At 68.6% G+C, this 15,324-nt stretch carries 14 protein-coding genes; 6 read left to right on the top strand and 8 right to left on the bottom strand.

Annotated elements, in window-relative coordinates; all coding sequences use genetic code 11:
- Positions 1 to 3: 3 nt before the first annotated feature.
- Together ACFPOE_RS03925 and ACFPOE_RS03920 are read right to left on the bottom strand one after the other, a co-directional pair.
- Positions 4 to 771, bottom strand: coding sequence for a biotin--[acetyl-CoA-carboxylase] ligase (locus ACFPOE_RS03925; protein WP_376848685.1), 768 nt, complete (start codon positions 769 to 771; stop codon positions 4 to 6).
- A gap of 7 nt (positions 772 to 778) precedes the next feature.
- On the bottom strand, positions 779 to 1,255 hold the full coding sequence (locus ACFPOE_RS03920) for an SET domain-containing protein (RefSeq protein WP_376848684.1): 477 nt from the start codon (positions 1,253 to 1,255) through the stop codon (positions 779 to 781).
- 123 nt (positions 1,256 to 1,378) lie between these two features.
- Here ACFPOE_RS03920 and ACFPOE_RS03915 point away from each other — a divergent pair, with 123 nt between their 5' ends.
- Together ACFPOE_RS03915 and ACFPOE_RS03910 are read left to right on the top strand one after the other, a co-directional pair.
- On the top strand, positions 1,379 to 4,336 hold the full coding sequence (locus tag ACFPOE_RS03915) for a DNA topoisomerase III (protein WP_376848683.1): 2,958 nt from the start codon (positions 1,379 to 1,381) through the stop codon (positions 4,334 to 4,336).
- Entirely contained in the window at positions 4,333 to 4,950 is a 618-nt protein-coding gene (locus tag ACFPOE_RS03910; protein WP_376848682.1) for a glutathione S-transferase family protein, read from the top strand. The genes ACFPOE_RS03915 and ACFPOE_RS03910 overlap by 4 nt, the downstream gene beginning before the upstream one ends.
- A gap of 19 nt (positions 4,951 to 4,969) precedes the next feature.
- Here ACFPOE_RS03910 and ACFPOE_RS03905 read toward each other — a convergent pair whose 3' ends face one another.
- Together ACFPOE_RS03905 and ACFPOE_RS03900 are read right to left on the bottom strand one after the other, a co-directional pair.
- A complete protein-coding gene (locus ACFPOE_RS03905; protein WP_376848681.1) occupies positions 4,970 to 6,307 on the bottom strand; it encodes a dicarboxylate/amino acid:cation symporter in 1,338 nt (445 codons plus the stop codon).
- Between the two features lie 68 nt (positions 6,308 to 6,375).
- On the bottom strand, positions 6,376 to 7,602 hold the full coding sequence (locus ACFPOE_RS03900) for an MFS transporter (protein ID WP_376848680.1): 1,227 nt from the start codon (positions 7,600 to 7,602) through the stop codon (positions 6,376 to 6,378).
- Positions 7,603 to 7,704: 102 nt separating this feature from the next.
- On the opposite strand from ACFPOE_RS03900, the gene ACFPOE_RS03895 reads away from it, so the two are divergent.
- The 4 genes from ACFPOE_RS03895 (at position 7,705) to ACFPOE_RS03880 (ending at position 11,499) form a co-directional block, all read left to right on the top strand.
- Complete coding sequence (locus tag ACFPOE_RS03895) at positions 7,705 to 8,265, top strand: YbhB/YbcL family Raf kinase inhibitor-like protein (RefSeq protein ID WP_376848679.1); 561 nt, start codon at positions 7,705 to 7,707, stop codon at positions 8,263 to 8,265.
- Between the two features lie 14 nt (positions 8,266 to 8,279).
- Positions 8,280 to 8,783, top strand: a complete 504-nt coding sequence (locus ACFPOE_RS03890; RefSeq protein ID WP_376848678.1) for a YbhB/YbcL family Raf kinase inhibitor-like protein — start codon at positions 8,280 to 8,282, stop codon at positions 8,781 to 8,783.
- A gap of 70 nt (positions 8,784 to 8,853) precedes the next feature.
- A complete protein-coding gene (locus ACFPOE_RS03885) occupies positions 8,854 to 10,695 on the top strand; it encodes a tannase/feruloyl esterase family alpha/beta hydrolase (protein WP_376848677.1) in 1,842 nt (613 codons plus the stop codon).
- A gap of 168 nt (positions 10,696 to 10,863) precedes the next feature.
- Positions 10,864 to 11,499: a response regulator transcription factor gene (locus tag ACFPOE_RS03880; RefSeq protein WP_376848676.1), complete on the top strand. Its 636-nt coding sequence runs from the start codon at positions 10,864 to 10,866 to the stop codon at positions 11,497 to 11,499.
- 15 nt (positions 11,500 to 11,514) lie between these two features.
- Here the strand turns inward: ACFPOE_RS03880 and ACFPOE_RS03875 are convergent, their stop codons facing one another.
- The 4 genes from ACFPOE_RS03875 to ACFPOE_RS03860 are packed head-to-tail and all read right to left on the bottom strand — an operon-like array spanning position 11,515 to position 15,318.
- Positions 11,515 to 12,888 carry an aldehyde dehydrogenase family protein gene (locus tag ACFPOE_RS03875; protein WP_376848675.1) on the bottom strand — a complete coding sequence of 458 codons (1,374 nt, stop codon included), beginning with the start codon at positions 12,886 to 12,888 and terminating at the stop codon, positions 11,515 to 11,517.
- Positions 12,885 to 13,679 carry a gamma-glutamyl-gamma-aminobutyrate hydrolase family protein gene (locus ACFPOE_RS03870; protein WP_376848674.1) on the bottom strand — a complete coding sequence of 265 codons (795 nt, stop codon included), beginning with the start codon at positions 13,677 to 13,679 and terminating at the stop codon, positions 12,885 to 12,887. Before ACFPOE_RS03870 ends, ACFPOE_RS03875 begins: the two co-directional genes overlap by 4 nt.
- A 2-nt stretch (positions 13,680 to 13,681) precedes the next feature.
- The gene (locus ACFPOE_RS03865) at positions 13,682 to 14,815 is read right to left on the bottom strand and encodes an iron-containing alcohol dehydrogenase (RefSeq protein WP_376848673.1); all 1,134 of its coding nucleotides are present in this window, start codon (positions 14,813 to 14,815) and stop codon (positions 13,682 to 13,684) included.
- Positions 14,812 to 15,318 (bottom strand): GNAT family N-acetyltransferase, encoded by a 507-nt coding sequence (locus ACFPOE_RS03860; protein ID WP_376848672.1) that lies wholly within the window; start codon positions 15,316 to 15,318, stop codon positions 14,812 to 14,814. Before ACFPOE_RS03860 ends, ACFPOE_RS03865 begins: the two co-directional genes overlap by 4 nt.
- Positions 15,319 to 15,324: the final 6 nt, after the last annotated feature.

Here is a 15,324-nt window from a genome sequence, read left to right as displayed (position 1 = left end):
GGGTTAGGCGGAGGGCCGCACGCTGACTTCGGAGCTGGTGACGGCGTGCATGCCGTGCGCAGTATGCACCAGCAGTGCGCCGGTCTCGCTCACGCCGTGGGCCGTGCCGGCCGTGCCGTCGCTCAGGACCACGGCCCGCTCGCACAGCACGTCGCGCGCGTTGAAGCGGGCCTGGAAGGGCGCGAAGCCGAAGGTCTCGAAGGCCTGCAGCGTGCGCACCAGCGGCTCGGCAACGGCCAGCAGCGCCGCCGGCGCGTCGGCTGCGGGCAGCAGTTCGCGCAGGGCGGCGGGCGGGGTGGACAGGCCCGCCGCCGGTTGCTGCGCCAGGTTGATGCCGACCCCCACCACCGCATAGCGGGCCGCCGCGCCCGGGTCGGCGCCCGGGGAACTGGCGGTCTCGATCAGGATCCCACCCAGCTTGCGATCGGCCAGCCACAAATCGTTGGGCCACTTGAGCCGGACCTCCGGATGCAGGGCCTCGGCCAGGCAGACGCCCACCGCCAGCGACAGCCCGGCCCAGTCGGACGGGCGCAGCAGCAGCCCCAGCGAGAAGGTGAGCGAATCGCCCGGCCGGCTTTGCCACTGCCGTCCCAGCCGGCCGCGGCCGGCGCTCTGGTGCCCGGCCACCAGCAGCACCGGCTCGGTCTGGCCGAGGCGGGCACGCCGCATCAGCTCGCTGTTGGTGGAATCGACCTGCGGCAGCACTTCGACCGTGAAGCCGGGAAGGATCGGCGCCACCGCCTGCCAGATCAGTTCCGCGGCCCGGTGCATGGCCGCGTCACTTGCGGCGCTTGGGCGCCAGCAGGGTGCCGCGGCAGTTCTTGGCGCCGCACCAGCACGGATATTCGGCCTTGAGCTTGGGGGTATACCGCTCGTCGATGATCAGGCCGTAGTCGTAATTGAGCTCTTCGCCGGCCTTGATGTTGCGCAGGGCCTTGATGAAGATCCGGCCCTCCTCCTCGTCGGCCTCGCAGTTGGGGTTGCAGGAGTGGTTGATCCAGCGCGAGGAATTGCCGCCGACCTTGGCGTCGATGACCCTCTTTTCGTCCACGTGGAAGTAAAAGGTATGGTTCGGGTCTTTCGGGTCATGCGGATGGCGGCGCTGGGCCTCCTTCCACGTGATCACCTGGCCCACGTACTCGATGATCTTTTCGCCTTCGGCGATGTCCTGGACTGCGAAGACTCCCTTGCCATGGACGCCGGAGAGCCGGGTCTGGATCCGGCGGTTGTCGCCGGTTACTGCTTTTGCGGGCATTGCCGAAAACCTGTTAAGTTGAATATGCACACACGCGCGTGCATGCGCGAGAAAGCCGAGATTGTAAGGAGGCCGGGCGGTCTCCTATATAAAGCGGCCTAATGACGATTGGCAAAGACTGAAATGACGAAGACCCTGGTGATTGCGGAAAAGCCGTCGGTGGCGCAGGACATCGTGCGTGCGCTCACGCCCGATGCCGGCAAGTTCGAGAAGCACGACGAGTACTTCGAGAGCGACAAGTTCATCGTGACCAGCGCGGTGGGCCACCTGGTGGAGATCCAGGCGCCGGAGGAATTCGACGTCAAGCGCGGCAAGTGGAGCTTCGCCCACCTGCCGGTGATCCCGCCGTATTTCGACCTCAAGCCGGTCGACAAGACCAAGACCCGCCTGAACGCGGTGATCAAGCAGGCCAAGCGCAAGGACGTCTCCGACATCGTCAACGCCTGCGACGCCGGCCGCGAGGGCGAGCTGATCTTCCGCCTGATCGAGCAGTACGCCGGAGGCAACAAGGGCGGCAAGTTCGTGCCGCTGGGCAAGCCGGTCAAGCGGCTCTGGCTGCAGTCCATGACCCCGCAGGCGATCCGCGACGGCTTCGCCCAGTTGCGCACCGACAAGCAGATGCTGGGCCTGGCCGACGCCGCCCGCTCGCGCTCGGAGGCGGACTGGCTGGTCGGCATCAACGGCACCCGGGCCATGACGGCCTTCAACTCGCGCGACGGCGGCTTCTTCCTGACCACGGTGGGCCGGGTGCAGACGCCGACGCTGGCGGTGGTGGTGGAGCGCGAGGAGCAGATCCGCAAGTTCGTCAGCCGCGACTACTGGGAAATCCACGCCACCTTCCTGGCCGAAGCCGGCCAGTACCAGGCCAAGTGGATCGATCCCAAGTGGAAGAAGAATCCGGACGACGCCGAACTGAAGGCGGACCGGGTCTGGACCGAGCGCGAGGCGATGGCGATCGCCGACGCGGTGCGCGGCAAGGCCGCCACGGTCACCGAGGAATCGACGCCCACCACGCAAGCCTCGCCGGCGCTGTTCGACCTGACATCCTTGCAGCGCGAGGCCAACGGCCGCTTCGGCTATTCGGCCAAGACCACGCTGGCGCTGGCCCAGAGCCTGTACGAGCGGCACAAGGCGCTGACCTATCCGCGGACCGATTCGCGCCATCTGCCGGAAGACTATGTGGCGGTGGTGAAGAACACCATGGGCATGCTGGCCGACAGCGGCATGAAGCACCTGGCGCCGTTCGCCAAGCAGGCGATCGACGGCGGCTACGTCAAGCCGATGAAGCGCATCTTCGACAACGCCAAGGTCAGCGACCACTTCGCCATCATCCCCACGCTGCAGGCCCCCAGCGGCCTGTCGGACGCCGAGCAGAAGCTGTACGACCTGGTGGTCAAGCGCTTCCTCTCTGTGTTCTTCCCGAGCGCCGAATTCCTGGTGACCACCCGCATCTCGCAGGCCGTCGGCCACAGCTTCCGCACCGTCGGCAAGGTGCTGGTCAAGCCGGGCTGGCTGGCGATCTGGGGCAAGGAAGTGGCCGAGGAAGGCGACGAGAACGACAAGACGCTGGTGGCGGTCAAGCCTGGCGAGATGGTCCGCGCCGAGGTGGTCGAGCCCAAGCCGCTGAAGACCCGGCCGCCGGCGCGCTACTCCGAGGCGACGCTGCTGGGCGCCATGGAAGGCGCCGGCAAGATGGTGGAAGACGACGAACTGCGCGAGGCCATGCAGGAGAAGGGCCTGGGCACGCCGGCCACCCGCGCCGCCACCATCGAAGGCCTGATCAACGAGAAGTACATGTTCCGCGACGGCCGCGAGCTGATCCCGACGGCCAAGGCGTTCCAGCTGATGACGCTGCTGCGCGGGCTGGGCATCGAGGAGCTGTCCAAGCCCGAACTGACCGGCGAATGGGAATACAAGCTGGCGCAGATGGAGCACGGCAAGCTGTCGCGCGACGCCTTCATGCTGGAAATCGCCGAGATGACGAAGCACATCGTCAAGAAGGCCAAGGAATACGACAGGGACACCGTTCCCGGCGACTACGCCACGCTGTCCACGCCCTGCCCGAACTGCGGCGGCGTGGTCAAGGAGAACTACCGCCGCTACACCTGCGTCGGCAAGAGCGGCACCGGCGAGGACGCCTGCGGCTTCTCCTTCGGCAAGACGCCGGCCGGCCGCACCTTCGAGCCGGCCGAGGTGGAGGAATTCCTGCGCGAGAAGAAGATCGGGCCGCTGGAGGGCTTCCGCTCCAAGGCGGGCTGGCCGTTCACCGCGGAGATCGTGCTCAAGTTCAGCGAGGAAGACAAGAACTGGAAGCTGGAGTTCGACTTCGGCAACGAGAGCAATCCGGCCGAGACCGGCGAGGTGATCGACTTCAGCGGCCAGGAGTCGCTCGGCCCCTGTCCGAAGTGCGGCGCCCGCGTGTTCGAGTGGGGCAAGAACTACCTGTGCGAGAAGTCGGTGCCGACCGCCGAACAGACGGTGCCCAGCTGCGACTTCAAGACCGGCCAGATCATCCTGCAGCAGCCCGTCTCGCGCGAGCAGATGCAGAAGCTGCTGGCCACCGGCAAGACCGACCTGCTGGACAAGTTCGTGTCGATGCGCACCCGCCGCGCCTTCAAGGCCTTCCTGGCCTTCGACAAGGAAGCCGGCAAGGTGAACTTCGAGTTCGAGCCGCGCACCAGCAAGTTCCCGCCGCGCAAGACCGCCGGCGGCAAGGAGCCCGCCGGCAAGTTCACGCCGGTGGCGAAGGCGGCGAAGACCGCGGCCAAGACCGCCGCCAAGAAGGCGCCGGCGAAGAAGGCGCCGGCCGCCAAGAAGGCCGCAGCGCCCAAGGCGCCGCGCAAGCCCGGCGCGGGCCTCAAGCCCAGCGCCGACCTGGCTGCGGTGATCGGCGTGGAACCGGTGGCCCGCACCGAGGTGATCAAGAAGCTGTGGGACTACATCAAGGCCAATGGCCTGCAGGACGCCGCCAACAAGCGGGCCATCAACGCCGACGCCAAGCTGCTGGCAGTGTTCGGCAAGCCGCAAGTGACGATGTTCGAACTGGCCGGCATCGTCGGCAAGCACCTGAGCGCGCCATGAAAGACCTGATCTTCTATACCAACCCGATGTCGCGCGGGCGCATCGTCCGCTGGATGCTGGAGGAAGTGGGCGAGCCCTACGACACCGTGCTGCTGGACTTCGCCAGCACGATGAAGGATGCGAGCTACCTGGCGATCAATCCCATGGGCAAGGTGCCGGTGATCCGGCACCACGACACGGTGGTCAGCGAGGCCGCCGCCATCTGCGCCTACCTGGCCGACGCCTTCCCGAAGAAAAATCTGGCGCCGCCGCTGGACGAGCGCGGCCCCTACTACCGCTGGATGTTCTTCGCCGCCGGTCCGCTGGAGGCGGCAGTGACGGCCAAGGCGCTGGGTCTGCTGGCGCCCCCGGAAAAGCGCGCGATGGCGGGCTACGGCACATTCGAAACGACGATGGACACACTGGAAGCCGCCGTGGCCGGCCGCGAATACGTCGCCGCCGATCACTTCACGGCGGCGGACGTGTATGTCGGCTCGCAGATCGGCTGGGGCCTGATGTTCGGCACCATCGACAAGCGGCCCGCCTTCACCGCGTACGTGGAGCGGCTGCGCGCCCGTCCGGCGTCGCTGCGCGCAACCGCGCTGGACGACGCCGCGCTGCCGAAGAAAAGCTAGGGCCGCCCGGCCCGGCCCGTCACCGGGCCGCAGGCATGTGCTGCTCGATCTTGTCGAGCACTTCTTCCGGTTCGTCGGCGTCCTGCGGCGTCTCGTTGTTCAACACCTGCTGCAGCCGCACCGTGTCCAGGTCGCCGGTCCACTTGGCCACCACCACGGTGGCGACGCCGTTGCCCACCAGGTTGGTGAGCGCCCGTGCCTCGGACATGAAGCGGTCGATGCCCAGGATCAGGGCCAGGCCCGCGACCGGCACGTGGCCCACGGCCGACAGCGTCGCCGCCAGCACGATGAAGCCGCTGCCCGTCACGCCGGCGGCGCCCTTGGAGGTCAGCAGCAGCACCAGCAGCAGCGTGACCTGCTGGCCGATCGACATCGGCGTGTTGGTGGCCTGGGCGATGAACACCGCCGCCATCGTCAGGTAGATCGAGGTGCCGTCCAGGTTGAAGGAATAGCCGGTCGGGATCACCAGGCCGACCACCGACTTGCGCGCGCCCAGGTTCTCCATCTTGGTCATCATCCGCGGCAGCACCGATTCCGACGAGGACGTGCCCAGCACGATCAGCAGCTCCTCCTTGATGTACTTGATGAACTTCCAGATCGAGAAGCCGTGGTACCGGGCGATCAGTCCGAGCACGCCGAAGATGAACACCAGGCAGGTGAGGTAGAAGGTGGCCATCAGATAGCCCAGCTGCAGCAGCGAGCCCAGGCCGTACTTGCCGATGGTGAAGGCCATCGCGCCGAAGGCGCCGATCGGCGCCACCCGCATGATGTAGCCGACGATGGAAAACAGGACGTGGGAGAACTTCTCGATGAAGTCGAACACCAGCGTGCCGCGGCCGCCGAACTTGTGCAGCGCGAAGCCGAACAGCACGGCGAACAGCAGCACCTGCAGGATCTCGCCCTTGGCGAAGGCGTCGACCACCGTGTTGGGGATGATGTTCAGCAGGAAGTCGGTAGTGCTCGTCATCTGCCCCGGCTTCGTATAGGCGGCGATGCCCTTGGTGTCGAGGGAGGCGGCGTCGATGTTCATCCCGGCGCCGGGCTGCACCACGTTGATGATCACCAGGCCCACCAGCAGCGCGATCGAGCTGACGATCTCGAAGTACAGCAGCGCCAGGCCGCCGGTCTTGCCGACCTTCTTCATGTCCTCCATGCCGGCGATGCCGACCACCACCGTGCAGAAGATGATCGGCGCGATGATCATCTTGATCAGCTTGATGAAGCCGTCGCCCAGCGGCTTCATCGCCTCGCCGGCCTGGGGCGCCACATAGCCGAGCACCACCCCGATGACGATGGCCGTGATGACCTGGACATACAGCGACTTGTAGAGCGGCCTGCGCGCCTGGTCGTGGTCCATGCTGCCTCCTGGGCTGGTGAAGGCTGCCAGCCTAGCACCGGGCAGCCGGCCCGTGTGGCAAACGAGCCTCAGGTCGCCGGCAGCGGCAGGCGGCGCAGCCCGGCCAGGCTGGAGGCGAAGATGATCCAGGCCTGCAGGCCGAAGCCGGCCAGCGCCAGCCACAGGCAGGCCGCCTCGCCGAACTGCGCGCCCACCAGGCCGCCCAGGGCCGCGCCGACCGGCCGCGATCCGGCATTGACGGTGAGGAACACCGAGGACACCCGGCCCAGCATCGCGCCCGGCGTGACGCTCTGGCGCAGCGTGGTGGAGGTGATGGTCCAGATGATCGGCCCGGCGCCGAACAGGAAGAACGCCAGCCCGGCCAGCCAGCCCGACGGCAGCGCCAGCGTCGCCACCATCGTGGCAGCCGCCAGCACCGACACCGCCGGCCCGAGCTGGATGGCGCGCCCGAACGCCATCGCCGTCACCACCCGCGAGGCCAGCAGCGCGCCCACCACCATCCCGCCGCCGTAGCAGGCCAGCGTGATGCCGACCGCCTGCGTGCTCAGGCCCAGCACGCGCACGGCGTACGGGACGTAGGCGGCCTGCAGCACAAACCACGAGATGTTCCAGGCCACGCCGGTCAGCAGCATCGGCCGCAGGAACGGCTGGCGCCACACCATCTGTGCGCCGTCGCGGATCTCCAGCAGCGGATGGCGCGGCGGCGAGGCGGGGCGCGCCGGCTCATGCAGCTTCCAGAGCAGGGCGACGGCGGCGGCCGAGAGCATGGCGGCCAGCACGAATGCGGACGGCGCGCCTGCCCATGCCACCAGCGCCCCGGCCAGCGCCGGGCCGCCCGCGAAGGCCGCGCTGCGCGCCAGCTCCAGCCGGCCGTTGGCCTTGCCCAGCTGTTCGCGCGGCACCAGCGCCGGCACCAGCGCCGGCGCCGCCACGCTGAAGGCCACGGTGCCGACCGCGCCGAGGAAGCCCAGTACTGCCAGCCAGGGGATCGACAGCCGTCCGGACAGCACCATCGCCAGCAGCGCCAGCAGGGAAGCCGAACGCAGCACCTCGGCCGCGATCATCAGCCGCCGCCGCGAGATGCGGTCGGCAAGCAGTCCCAGCGGGATCGACAGCAGCAGGAAGGGCAGGGTTGAGACCGCCGCCAGCGTGCCGATCTCGCCCGGCCCGGCGCCCAGCGCCAGCACCGCCACCAGCGGCACGGCCGCCAGGCTCAGTTGCTCGGCCGACTGGGCCGCCAGGTTGGCGCCGGCCAGGGCGGTGAAGGAGCGCGGCAGTGGGGAGGCGGTGGACATGGAATCGAGTCTCGCCGAAAAGCGGACCGGCACTGGCCGTTTACGGACACGCGATTGCGCAGCATCATTGGCGTCCCGACATCCCACCACCAGGAGAGACGCATGTTCCAACGCACCCTGCTCGCCGCCGCCCTGCTCGGCGCCGCCACCCTGGCCAGCGCGGCCGGCTTCACGCTGAGCAGCCCCGACATCAAGGCCAACGGCATGATCGACAAGAAGTTCGAGTTCAAGGGCTTCGGCTGCGACGGCGAGAACAAGTCGCCCGCCCTCAAGTGGAGCGGCGCCCCCAAGGGCACCAAGAGCTTCGCCCTGAGCGTCTACGACCCCGACGCGCCCACCGGCTCGGGCTGGTGGCACTGGTACGTGGTGAACCTGCCGGCCGACACGACCGAGCTGAAGGCCGATGCGGGTGCCGTCGGCGGCGCCAACCTGCCCAAGGGTGCGACGCAGGTCAAGACCGATTTCGGCGCGGCCGGCTTCGGCGGCGTCTGCCCGCCGCAGGGGGACAAGCCGCACCGCTACATCTTCACGGTGCATGCGCTCAAGACCGACAAGCTCGACATCCCCGCCGACGCGTCGCCCGCGCTGGCCGGCTTCATGGTCAACGCCGACACGATCGCCAAGGCCAGCTTCACTGCCCGCTACGGCCGGGCGAAGAAGTAAGCAAGGAGACGGACATGAGCTTCACTCTCAACAGCCCCGACATCCCGGCCGGCGGCACCATCGACAGGCGTTTCGAATTCGAGGGTTTCGGCTGCTCGGGCGAGAACAAGTCGCCGGCCCTGAAGTGGAGCGGCGCACCAGCCGGCACCAAGAGCTTCGCCGTCACCGTCTACGACCCCGACGCGCCGACCGGCTCGGGCTGGTGGCACTGGTTCGTCGTCAACATCCCGGCCAGCGTGACCGAGTTGAAGGCCGATGCCGGCGCCGTCGGCGGCAACAACCTGCCCAAGGGCGCGAGCCATGTGCGCATCGACTACGGTGTGGCCGGCTTCGGCGGCGTCTGCCCGCCCGAAGGCGATCCACCGCACCGCTACATCTTCGCCGTGCATGCGCTGGGCGTGGAGAAGCTCGACATCCCGGCCGATGCGACTGCGGCGTTGGCCGGGTTCATGGTGAACGGCAATTCGATCGGGAAGGCGAGCTTCGAGGCGAAATACGGGCGCGGCAAGGCGCGTTAGCGCGCGACGCGAGCGTGGTTTGCCTGTATGGTCCGCGACGTGGCGCTTCGCCCACCCCCAGGAGACATTCGTGACCGTTCCAGCTTCCTTTCGCCTCGCAGCCGCACTGGCCGCCGGCGCCACGGCCTTGCTGACAGCCTGCAGCAGCTTCACGCCCGTCGCCACCGCTCCCCTCGGTTGCGACGACAACATCAAGAGCGCGTTCAAGCCGGATGCCAATACGACGGTCGTCGCCGTCAGGCAGGTCAGGAAGGGCGAGGCGCTCGTCGCCGTCGATTCGGCTTCGCCCATCACCGCCGCCACCGACATGTGCCTGGTGAAGCTGCTGGTCGGCCCCGGCGCAACCACAGAAAAAGACCGGACGGCGCGCTCCTGGTCGGAGGGCATCGGCATCGAGGTCTGGTTGCCCGCGCCTGCGAGCTGGAACGAGCGGATCCGCAATTACGGCGGCGGCGGCTGGGTCGGCGGCGGGCACCGCTATGCAGGCCAGATCGGCAGCAAGGTGCCGGCCATCGTCAACGCGAACATGGGCTATGCGTCGGGCACGACGGACGCCGGCCAACCCTGGTACCAGGACGCGTCGTTCGCATTCCTGTCGAATGGCAAGGTCAACGAGGAGTCGCTGCGCGACTTCATGTCGCGGGCGATGGTGGAGCAGGCCGTCAAGACGCGCGCACTGGTCAGGCTCTATTACGGCAGGCCGCAGAAGTACGCCTACTATGACGGTCACTCGCAAGGCGGGCGCCAGGGCCTGAAGGTGGCGCAGGAGTATCCGGACCTGTACGACGGCTACATGATCGGCCAGCCGGCGATCAACGCGCCCCGCTTCGGGACCACCGCCATGTATGCCCAGATCGTGCTCAAGACCGAGCTCGGATTCACAGCCGCGGACAAGGCCCGGGCTTCGGCCTTTGCAAAGAAGGTGGAGGCTGCGAACGCCCGCGCCGTCGCCAGCTGCGACAAGGAACGGCTGGGCTTCCTGCTCGATCCCTTCAGCTGCAGCTATGACCCGGCCGGGGATCCCGCCGCGCTTTGCGCCGGCGTCGCGGGCAAGGGAGTCACCGGCAGCAACACAGAAACCGCGACATGCATGACTGCCCGTGAGGCCGAGGCGCTCGGCAAGATCTGGTACGGCGCGACCACCGACGGCAGCTACAACGCCAGCCAGTCGGCCGATGCCCGCAGCGGCAAGTCGCTGGAGCCCAAGCAGCTATGGTGGACGTTCACCCGCGGCACGGCGATCGGCGGCCTCATCACGAGCGCCGGCACGGACAACCTGGCTCTGGCGCTGCAGGACGTCCGCTATGCTGCCGACGCGACGACGACATCGGCGCCGCCGATCCTGAATGCCTCGACTCCGGTGCGCAACAAATGGATGGAGCTGGGCTACGCGGATCTGGCGAACGCGCTCGACAAGGGCCTGGCGCAACCCGTCATCCGCAGCTACATGACCGACAACCCGGACCTGCGCAAGCTGCGTGACCTGGGCCGCAAGGTCATCGTCTGGAACGGGCTGGCCGACGACGCAATTCCGCCGGCCGGCGCGGTCAACTACTACAACCGCGTCGCCGCCGGCATGGGCGGGGATGCGGAAGTGCAGAAATTCCTGCGCATGTACATGCTTCCCGGCGTGGCCCACAGCTCGCAAGGCCGCGCCTACACCGTCACCGGCAACAACAACACGGTGCCGTTGCCGAAGCTTCCGGGCAATGCCAACCAGACGCCGCCCCGCGACCAGGACCAGCTGTTCAGCGCGCTGGTCGACTGGGTCGAACGGGGAACCGCGCCGGGCGAGATCACTCTTGTTTCCAGGGACAACAGCGTCAGCCTGCCGATCTGCGTGTATCCCAAGAAGACGACGTGGAACGGGACGGGGTCGGCTAAGGTGGCGGCGAACTACGGTTGCCGATAGACGACCGCGCTGCCGCGCCAGATGCTTCGCTCGACAATGTCCGGCGAGCGGCTGGCGACCACCCATCAGAAAGTTCGGATAAACGGCCCATCCAGACCGAAACCGCACCAAACAGGGCCGGTCGGCGCGACACTGGGGATCTCTCTCCTGCAGTGGAAGGAGGTGGCTGTGCCAGGCGCCGGACCCGATCCCCGCCCTTCGCTCGTCTTCATCGTCGACGAGGATGAAGCGGTGCGCCAGACCCTCACCAGCCTGCTGGGCCAGGAGGGACGGCAGGCGATTGCCTTCGGTTCCGGCCAGGAATTCCTGGCGGCCGAGCGGCCGCCGCAGCCGGCCTGCCTGGTGACCGAGGCCAGGCTCCCCGACAAGGACGGCCTCGAGTTGCAGTACGCCCTGTCGGACCGGGGCGACCCCATCCCGATCATCTTCATCGCCCGCGACGGCGACGTGCGCACCAGCGTGCGCGCGATGAAGGCGGGCGCGATCGACTTCCTCACCAAGCCGGTGGACGAACCGGAGCTGCTGGCCGCCGTGCGGCTGGCGCTCCAGCGCGACGAGGTACAGCGGCGCGAGCGCGAGCGGCTCGGCGAGCTGCGGCGGCGGATCGCTTCGCTGTCGCCGCGCGAGCGCGAAGTGATGCGCCGGGTGGTGCGGGGCGTGCTGAACAAGAAGATCGCCATCGAACTGGGCATCGCCGAGATCACGGTGAAGGTGCACCGGCGCCACATGATGGACAAGATGGGCGCGCAGTCGCTGGCCCACTTGGTGCGGATGGTGGACCGGGCCGAGCCCGAGCCGGACTGACCGCGCCCGGCGCCTTCAGGGCTGGCGCAGGTGCCAGGCCCGCGGCCGGGTGAAGGCCTGGATGCCATAGGTGGACAGCGTCAGGCCGATGCCCGAATCGCCGTAGCCGCTCCAGGGCAGGCGCGGGCTGACGCGGTCGCAGCAGTTCCAGTAGACGCTGCCGGCGTTCACCTGCGACAGCAGGCGGCGCGCCCGCGCTTCGTCCGGCGTGTAGACGCCGGCCGTGAGCCCGTAGCGCGTGTCGTTCATCAGGCGCACCGCTTCCTCGTCGCCGGCCACCTTCTGGATGCCGATCAGCGGGCCGAAGCTCTCCTCGCGCATCAGCGCCATCCGGTGGTCGACATTGGTCATCACCGTGGGCGCATACCAGTTGCCGGGGCCCGGCAGGCGCTTGCCGCCGGTGTGCAGCCTGGCGCCCTGCGCCAGCGCATCGCTCACCTGCGCATCCAGCACGTCCAGCTGCGGCGCTCGGGTGATCGCGCCGATGTAGGTGTCCTCGCCCATCGGATCGCCGGCCTTCATGCCTTCGACCGCGCGCACGAAGGCATCGACGAAGGCATCGTGGATCTTCTCGTGCACGTAGATGCGCTCCACCGAGCAGCAGCTTTGCCCCGTGTTGTACATCGCGCCGTCGGCCAGCGACGCGGCAGCGGCCTTCGGATCCGCATCCTCGCAGACGTAGGTCGGGTCCTTGCCGCCGAGCTCCAGCTGCAGCTTCACCAGCTTGCCGGCCAGCGCTTGCGCGATGCGGGCGCCGGTGGCGTGCGAGCCGGTGAAAAACAGGCCGTCGATCTTCTGCGCCAGCAGCGCCGCGCCGACCGCGCCTTCGCCGACCAGCGCGATGAACACGTCCTTCGGCACGCCGGCCTCGTGCAGCAGGCGCGCGATCTCCAGGCCGGTGAGCGTGGCGTATTCGGACGGCTTGTAGAGCACGGCGTTGCCGGTCAGCAGCGCCGGCACGATCACGTTGCAGCCGACGAACCACGGGTAGTTCCAGGCCGAGATGTTGGCCACCACGCCCAGCGCCACATGCTCGATCTGCTCGCGCATGCCGGCTTCGTCGAACACGGTCTCGGTCGCCGTCGCCGGCCGGGTCTGCTGCAGGAAGAAATCCAGCCGCGGCAGCAGGCCGTTGAGCTCGTTGCGCGACATGCTGATCGGCTTGCCGGTTTCGCGCGTCATGGTGGCGGCCAGCGATTGCAGGTCGCGCACCACACCGGCGCGGAAACGCTCGATGCAGGCCTGGCGCTCGGCCAGCGGCGTGGCGGCCCAGGCCGGCTGCGCCGCGCGGGCCCGGGCGGCCTTGGCGGCCACCGACGCCGCGTCGTCGGCCGGGACGACGGCGATGCGCTCACCGGTGGCGGGGTTGTGGATGGCAAGCTCGGTCATGCGGTCCTGCCGCGGGCCGCGGCGGCGGCCTCCAGAAAATCGTTGAGCAAGGCCGAATCGTCCAGCGTGCGCGACTCGGGAAGGTGGAACTCGGGATGCCACTGGACGGCGGCCAGGTAGGGCCGGCTGCCGTCGGCGCAGCGGATGGCTTCCACCAGGCCGTCCTCGTTGCTGACCGCTTCCACCCGGAAGCCGGGCGCCAGCTGCTTGATCGCCTGGTGGTGGATGCTGTTGACGGTGACACGGCCGGCATCCGGATAGAGCGCGGCCAGCCGCGAGCCGGGTTGGATGTCGATCGTGTGGAAGTTCTGGTCGTAGACCTTGGCGTCGCGGTGCACCAGCGAATCGGGCACCTGGGTGGCGATGTCCTGGTACAGCGTGCCGCCGTAGGCCACGTTCATCAGCTGCAGGCCGCGGCAGACGCCGAACACCGGCTTGCCCCGGCGCTCGAACGCCGCCACCAGCGCGATCTCGTACTCGTCGCGCACCTTGTCGCCGGCCCACTTCTCCTGCAGCGGCTGCTCGCCATAGCTCAGGGGCGACACATCGGCGCCGCCGTGCAGCACCAGGGCGTCCAGCCACTGCGCGAAGTGGTCCAGGGTGACGTCGCCGCGCTGGGTGGCGCCGGTGGGGCTGGGCACCATCACCGCCAGCGCGCCGGTGGACATGACCCAGTGGGCGATCGACTGCTCCACGTATTGCAGCGTCTTGCCGGTGAAGAGGGCGCGCGCCGGGTCGGCGTGCATGAAGCAGGCCGAGATGCCGATCTTCAGGCGCGCGCCGGCATCCATCCTTACATGGCCTCTTCGAACAGGCGGCGGAAATCGGCCGCCGCCACCGGCCGCGGGTTGGTCTTGTGGCAGATGTCGGCCACCGCAATCTCGACCAGCCGCGGCAGCTGCTCCGGCTTGACGCCGTGGTCGGCCAGCCGGCTCGTGATCCCGACGCGCGCCTTGAGCTGGCGCAGCCATTGCACGAAGGCCGGGCCGCCGCCCGCCACGCCGCAGACGTGGGCGAGCTCGGCGAATTTTTCCGGCGCCGCCTCGTAGTTCCAGGCCAGCACCGTGTCGATCATCAGCGCGTTGGCCAGGCCGTGGTGCAGGTCGCACACCGCGCCCAGCGCGTGGGCGCAGGAATGGACGGCGCCCAGGTCCTTCTGGAATGCGATTGCGCCCATCATCGAGGCCATCATCATGTCGCCGCGCGCCTGCAGGTTCTGCGGCTGCGCCACCGCCTTCACCAGCGCCCGCGCCGCGATCCGCGTGCCCTCCAGCGCGATGCCGTCGCACAGCGGGTGGTAGGCCGGCGACAGGTAGCTCTCGATGTTGTGGGTGAGCGCGTCCATGCCCGTGGCCGCCGTCACGTGGGGCGGCAGCCCCAGCGTCAGTTCCGGGTCCGCGAACACCACGCGGGCCAGCACCCTGGCATTGAAGATGATGCGCTTGAGGTGCGTCTGGTCCTCGCTGATCACCGCCGAGCGCCCGACTTCCGAGCCGGTGCCGGAGGTGGTGGGCAGGGCGACGAAGTAGGGCAGCTCCTTGTCGATCCGCCTGGCCTGCGGATGGTCCCAGGCGTATTCGATGATGTGGCCGCCGTGGGTGGCGGGGATGCCGACTACCTTGGCCACGTCCAGCGCGGCGCCGCCGCCGAAGCCGATCACGCAGTCCGCGCCATGGGCCTGGAAGGCCTGCGCCCCGTCCATCACCTGCTGCGCCGTCGGGTTGCCGTGCACGCCGGAATAGACCGAGACCTGCAGGCCGTCCAGGTGGCGCTTGAACTCGGCCAGCACCGGCAGCATGGCAATGGCCTTGTCGGTCACGATCAGCGGTCGCTTGAAGCCGCGCCCGATCAGGTGGGCGGCCACCTCCTTGCGGGCGCCGGGGCCGAACTTGATCGCCGTCGGGAAGGAAAAGCTGTTGATGCTCATGTCGGTTTCAGTTCGATGTACATGTGGCGCTTGGCGAAGCTGCGGCCGTCGACCCGGATCGCGTCCGGCTCGACCCCGAAGGAATGGAAGCCGGCGCGCTGGTAGAGCGTCGTCGCCGGCTTGTTGCCGTCGGTGACGGTGAGCACCAGCAGCTCGACGCCGCCCAGCCGCGCCTCCGCCACCAGCCGGTCGAGCAGCGCCCGGCCGATGCCGCGGCCGGCGTCCTCGGGTGCGACGTACATGCCCACCACCTTGGCCTTGTGCCGGGTCTTGCTGCGCTGCTCGCGCTCCAGCCCCACCATGCCGCACAGGCGCTGGCCGTCGAAGGCGCCCCAGAAGCGGCTGCCTTCGCCGGGCAGCAGCCGCTTTTCGGTGTGGGCCAGCGGCAGCAGCGCGTCGTCCTGGTGGCTGGACGAAAACGCCTCGGCGTGTTCGCGCAATGCGCGCAGGCGCAGCGCCCGGTAGGCCGGGGCGTCGCTGGGGGTGAGCTGGCGGATGTCCATGGGTGC

Source organism: Caenimonas terrae, assembly GCF_042655405.1.
Classification (GTDB): Bacteria; Pseudomonadota; Gammaproteobacteria; order Burkholderiales; family Burkholderiaceae_C; genus Ramlibacter; species Ramlibacter terrae_A.
This window is presented reverse-complemented; position numbering and strand designations above follow the sequence as displayed.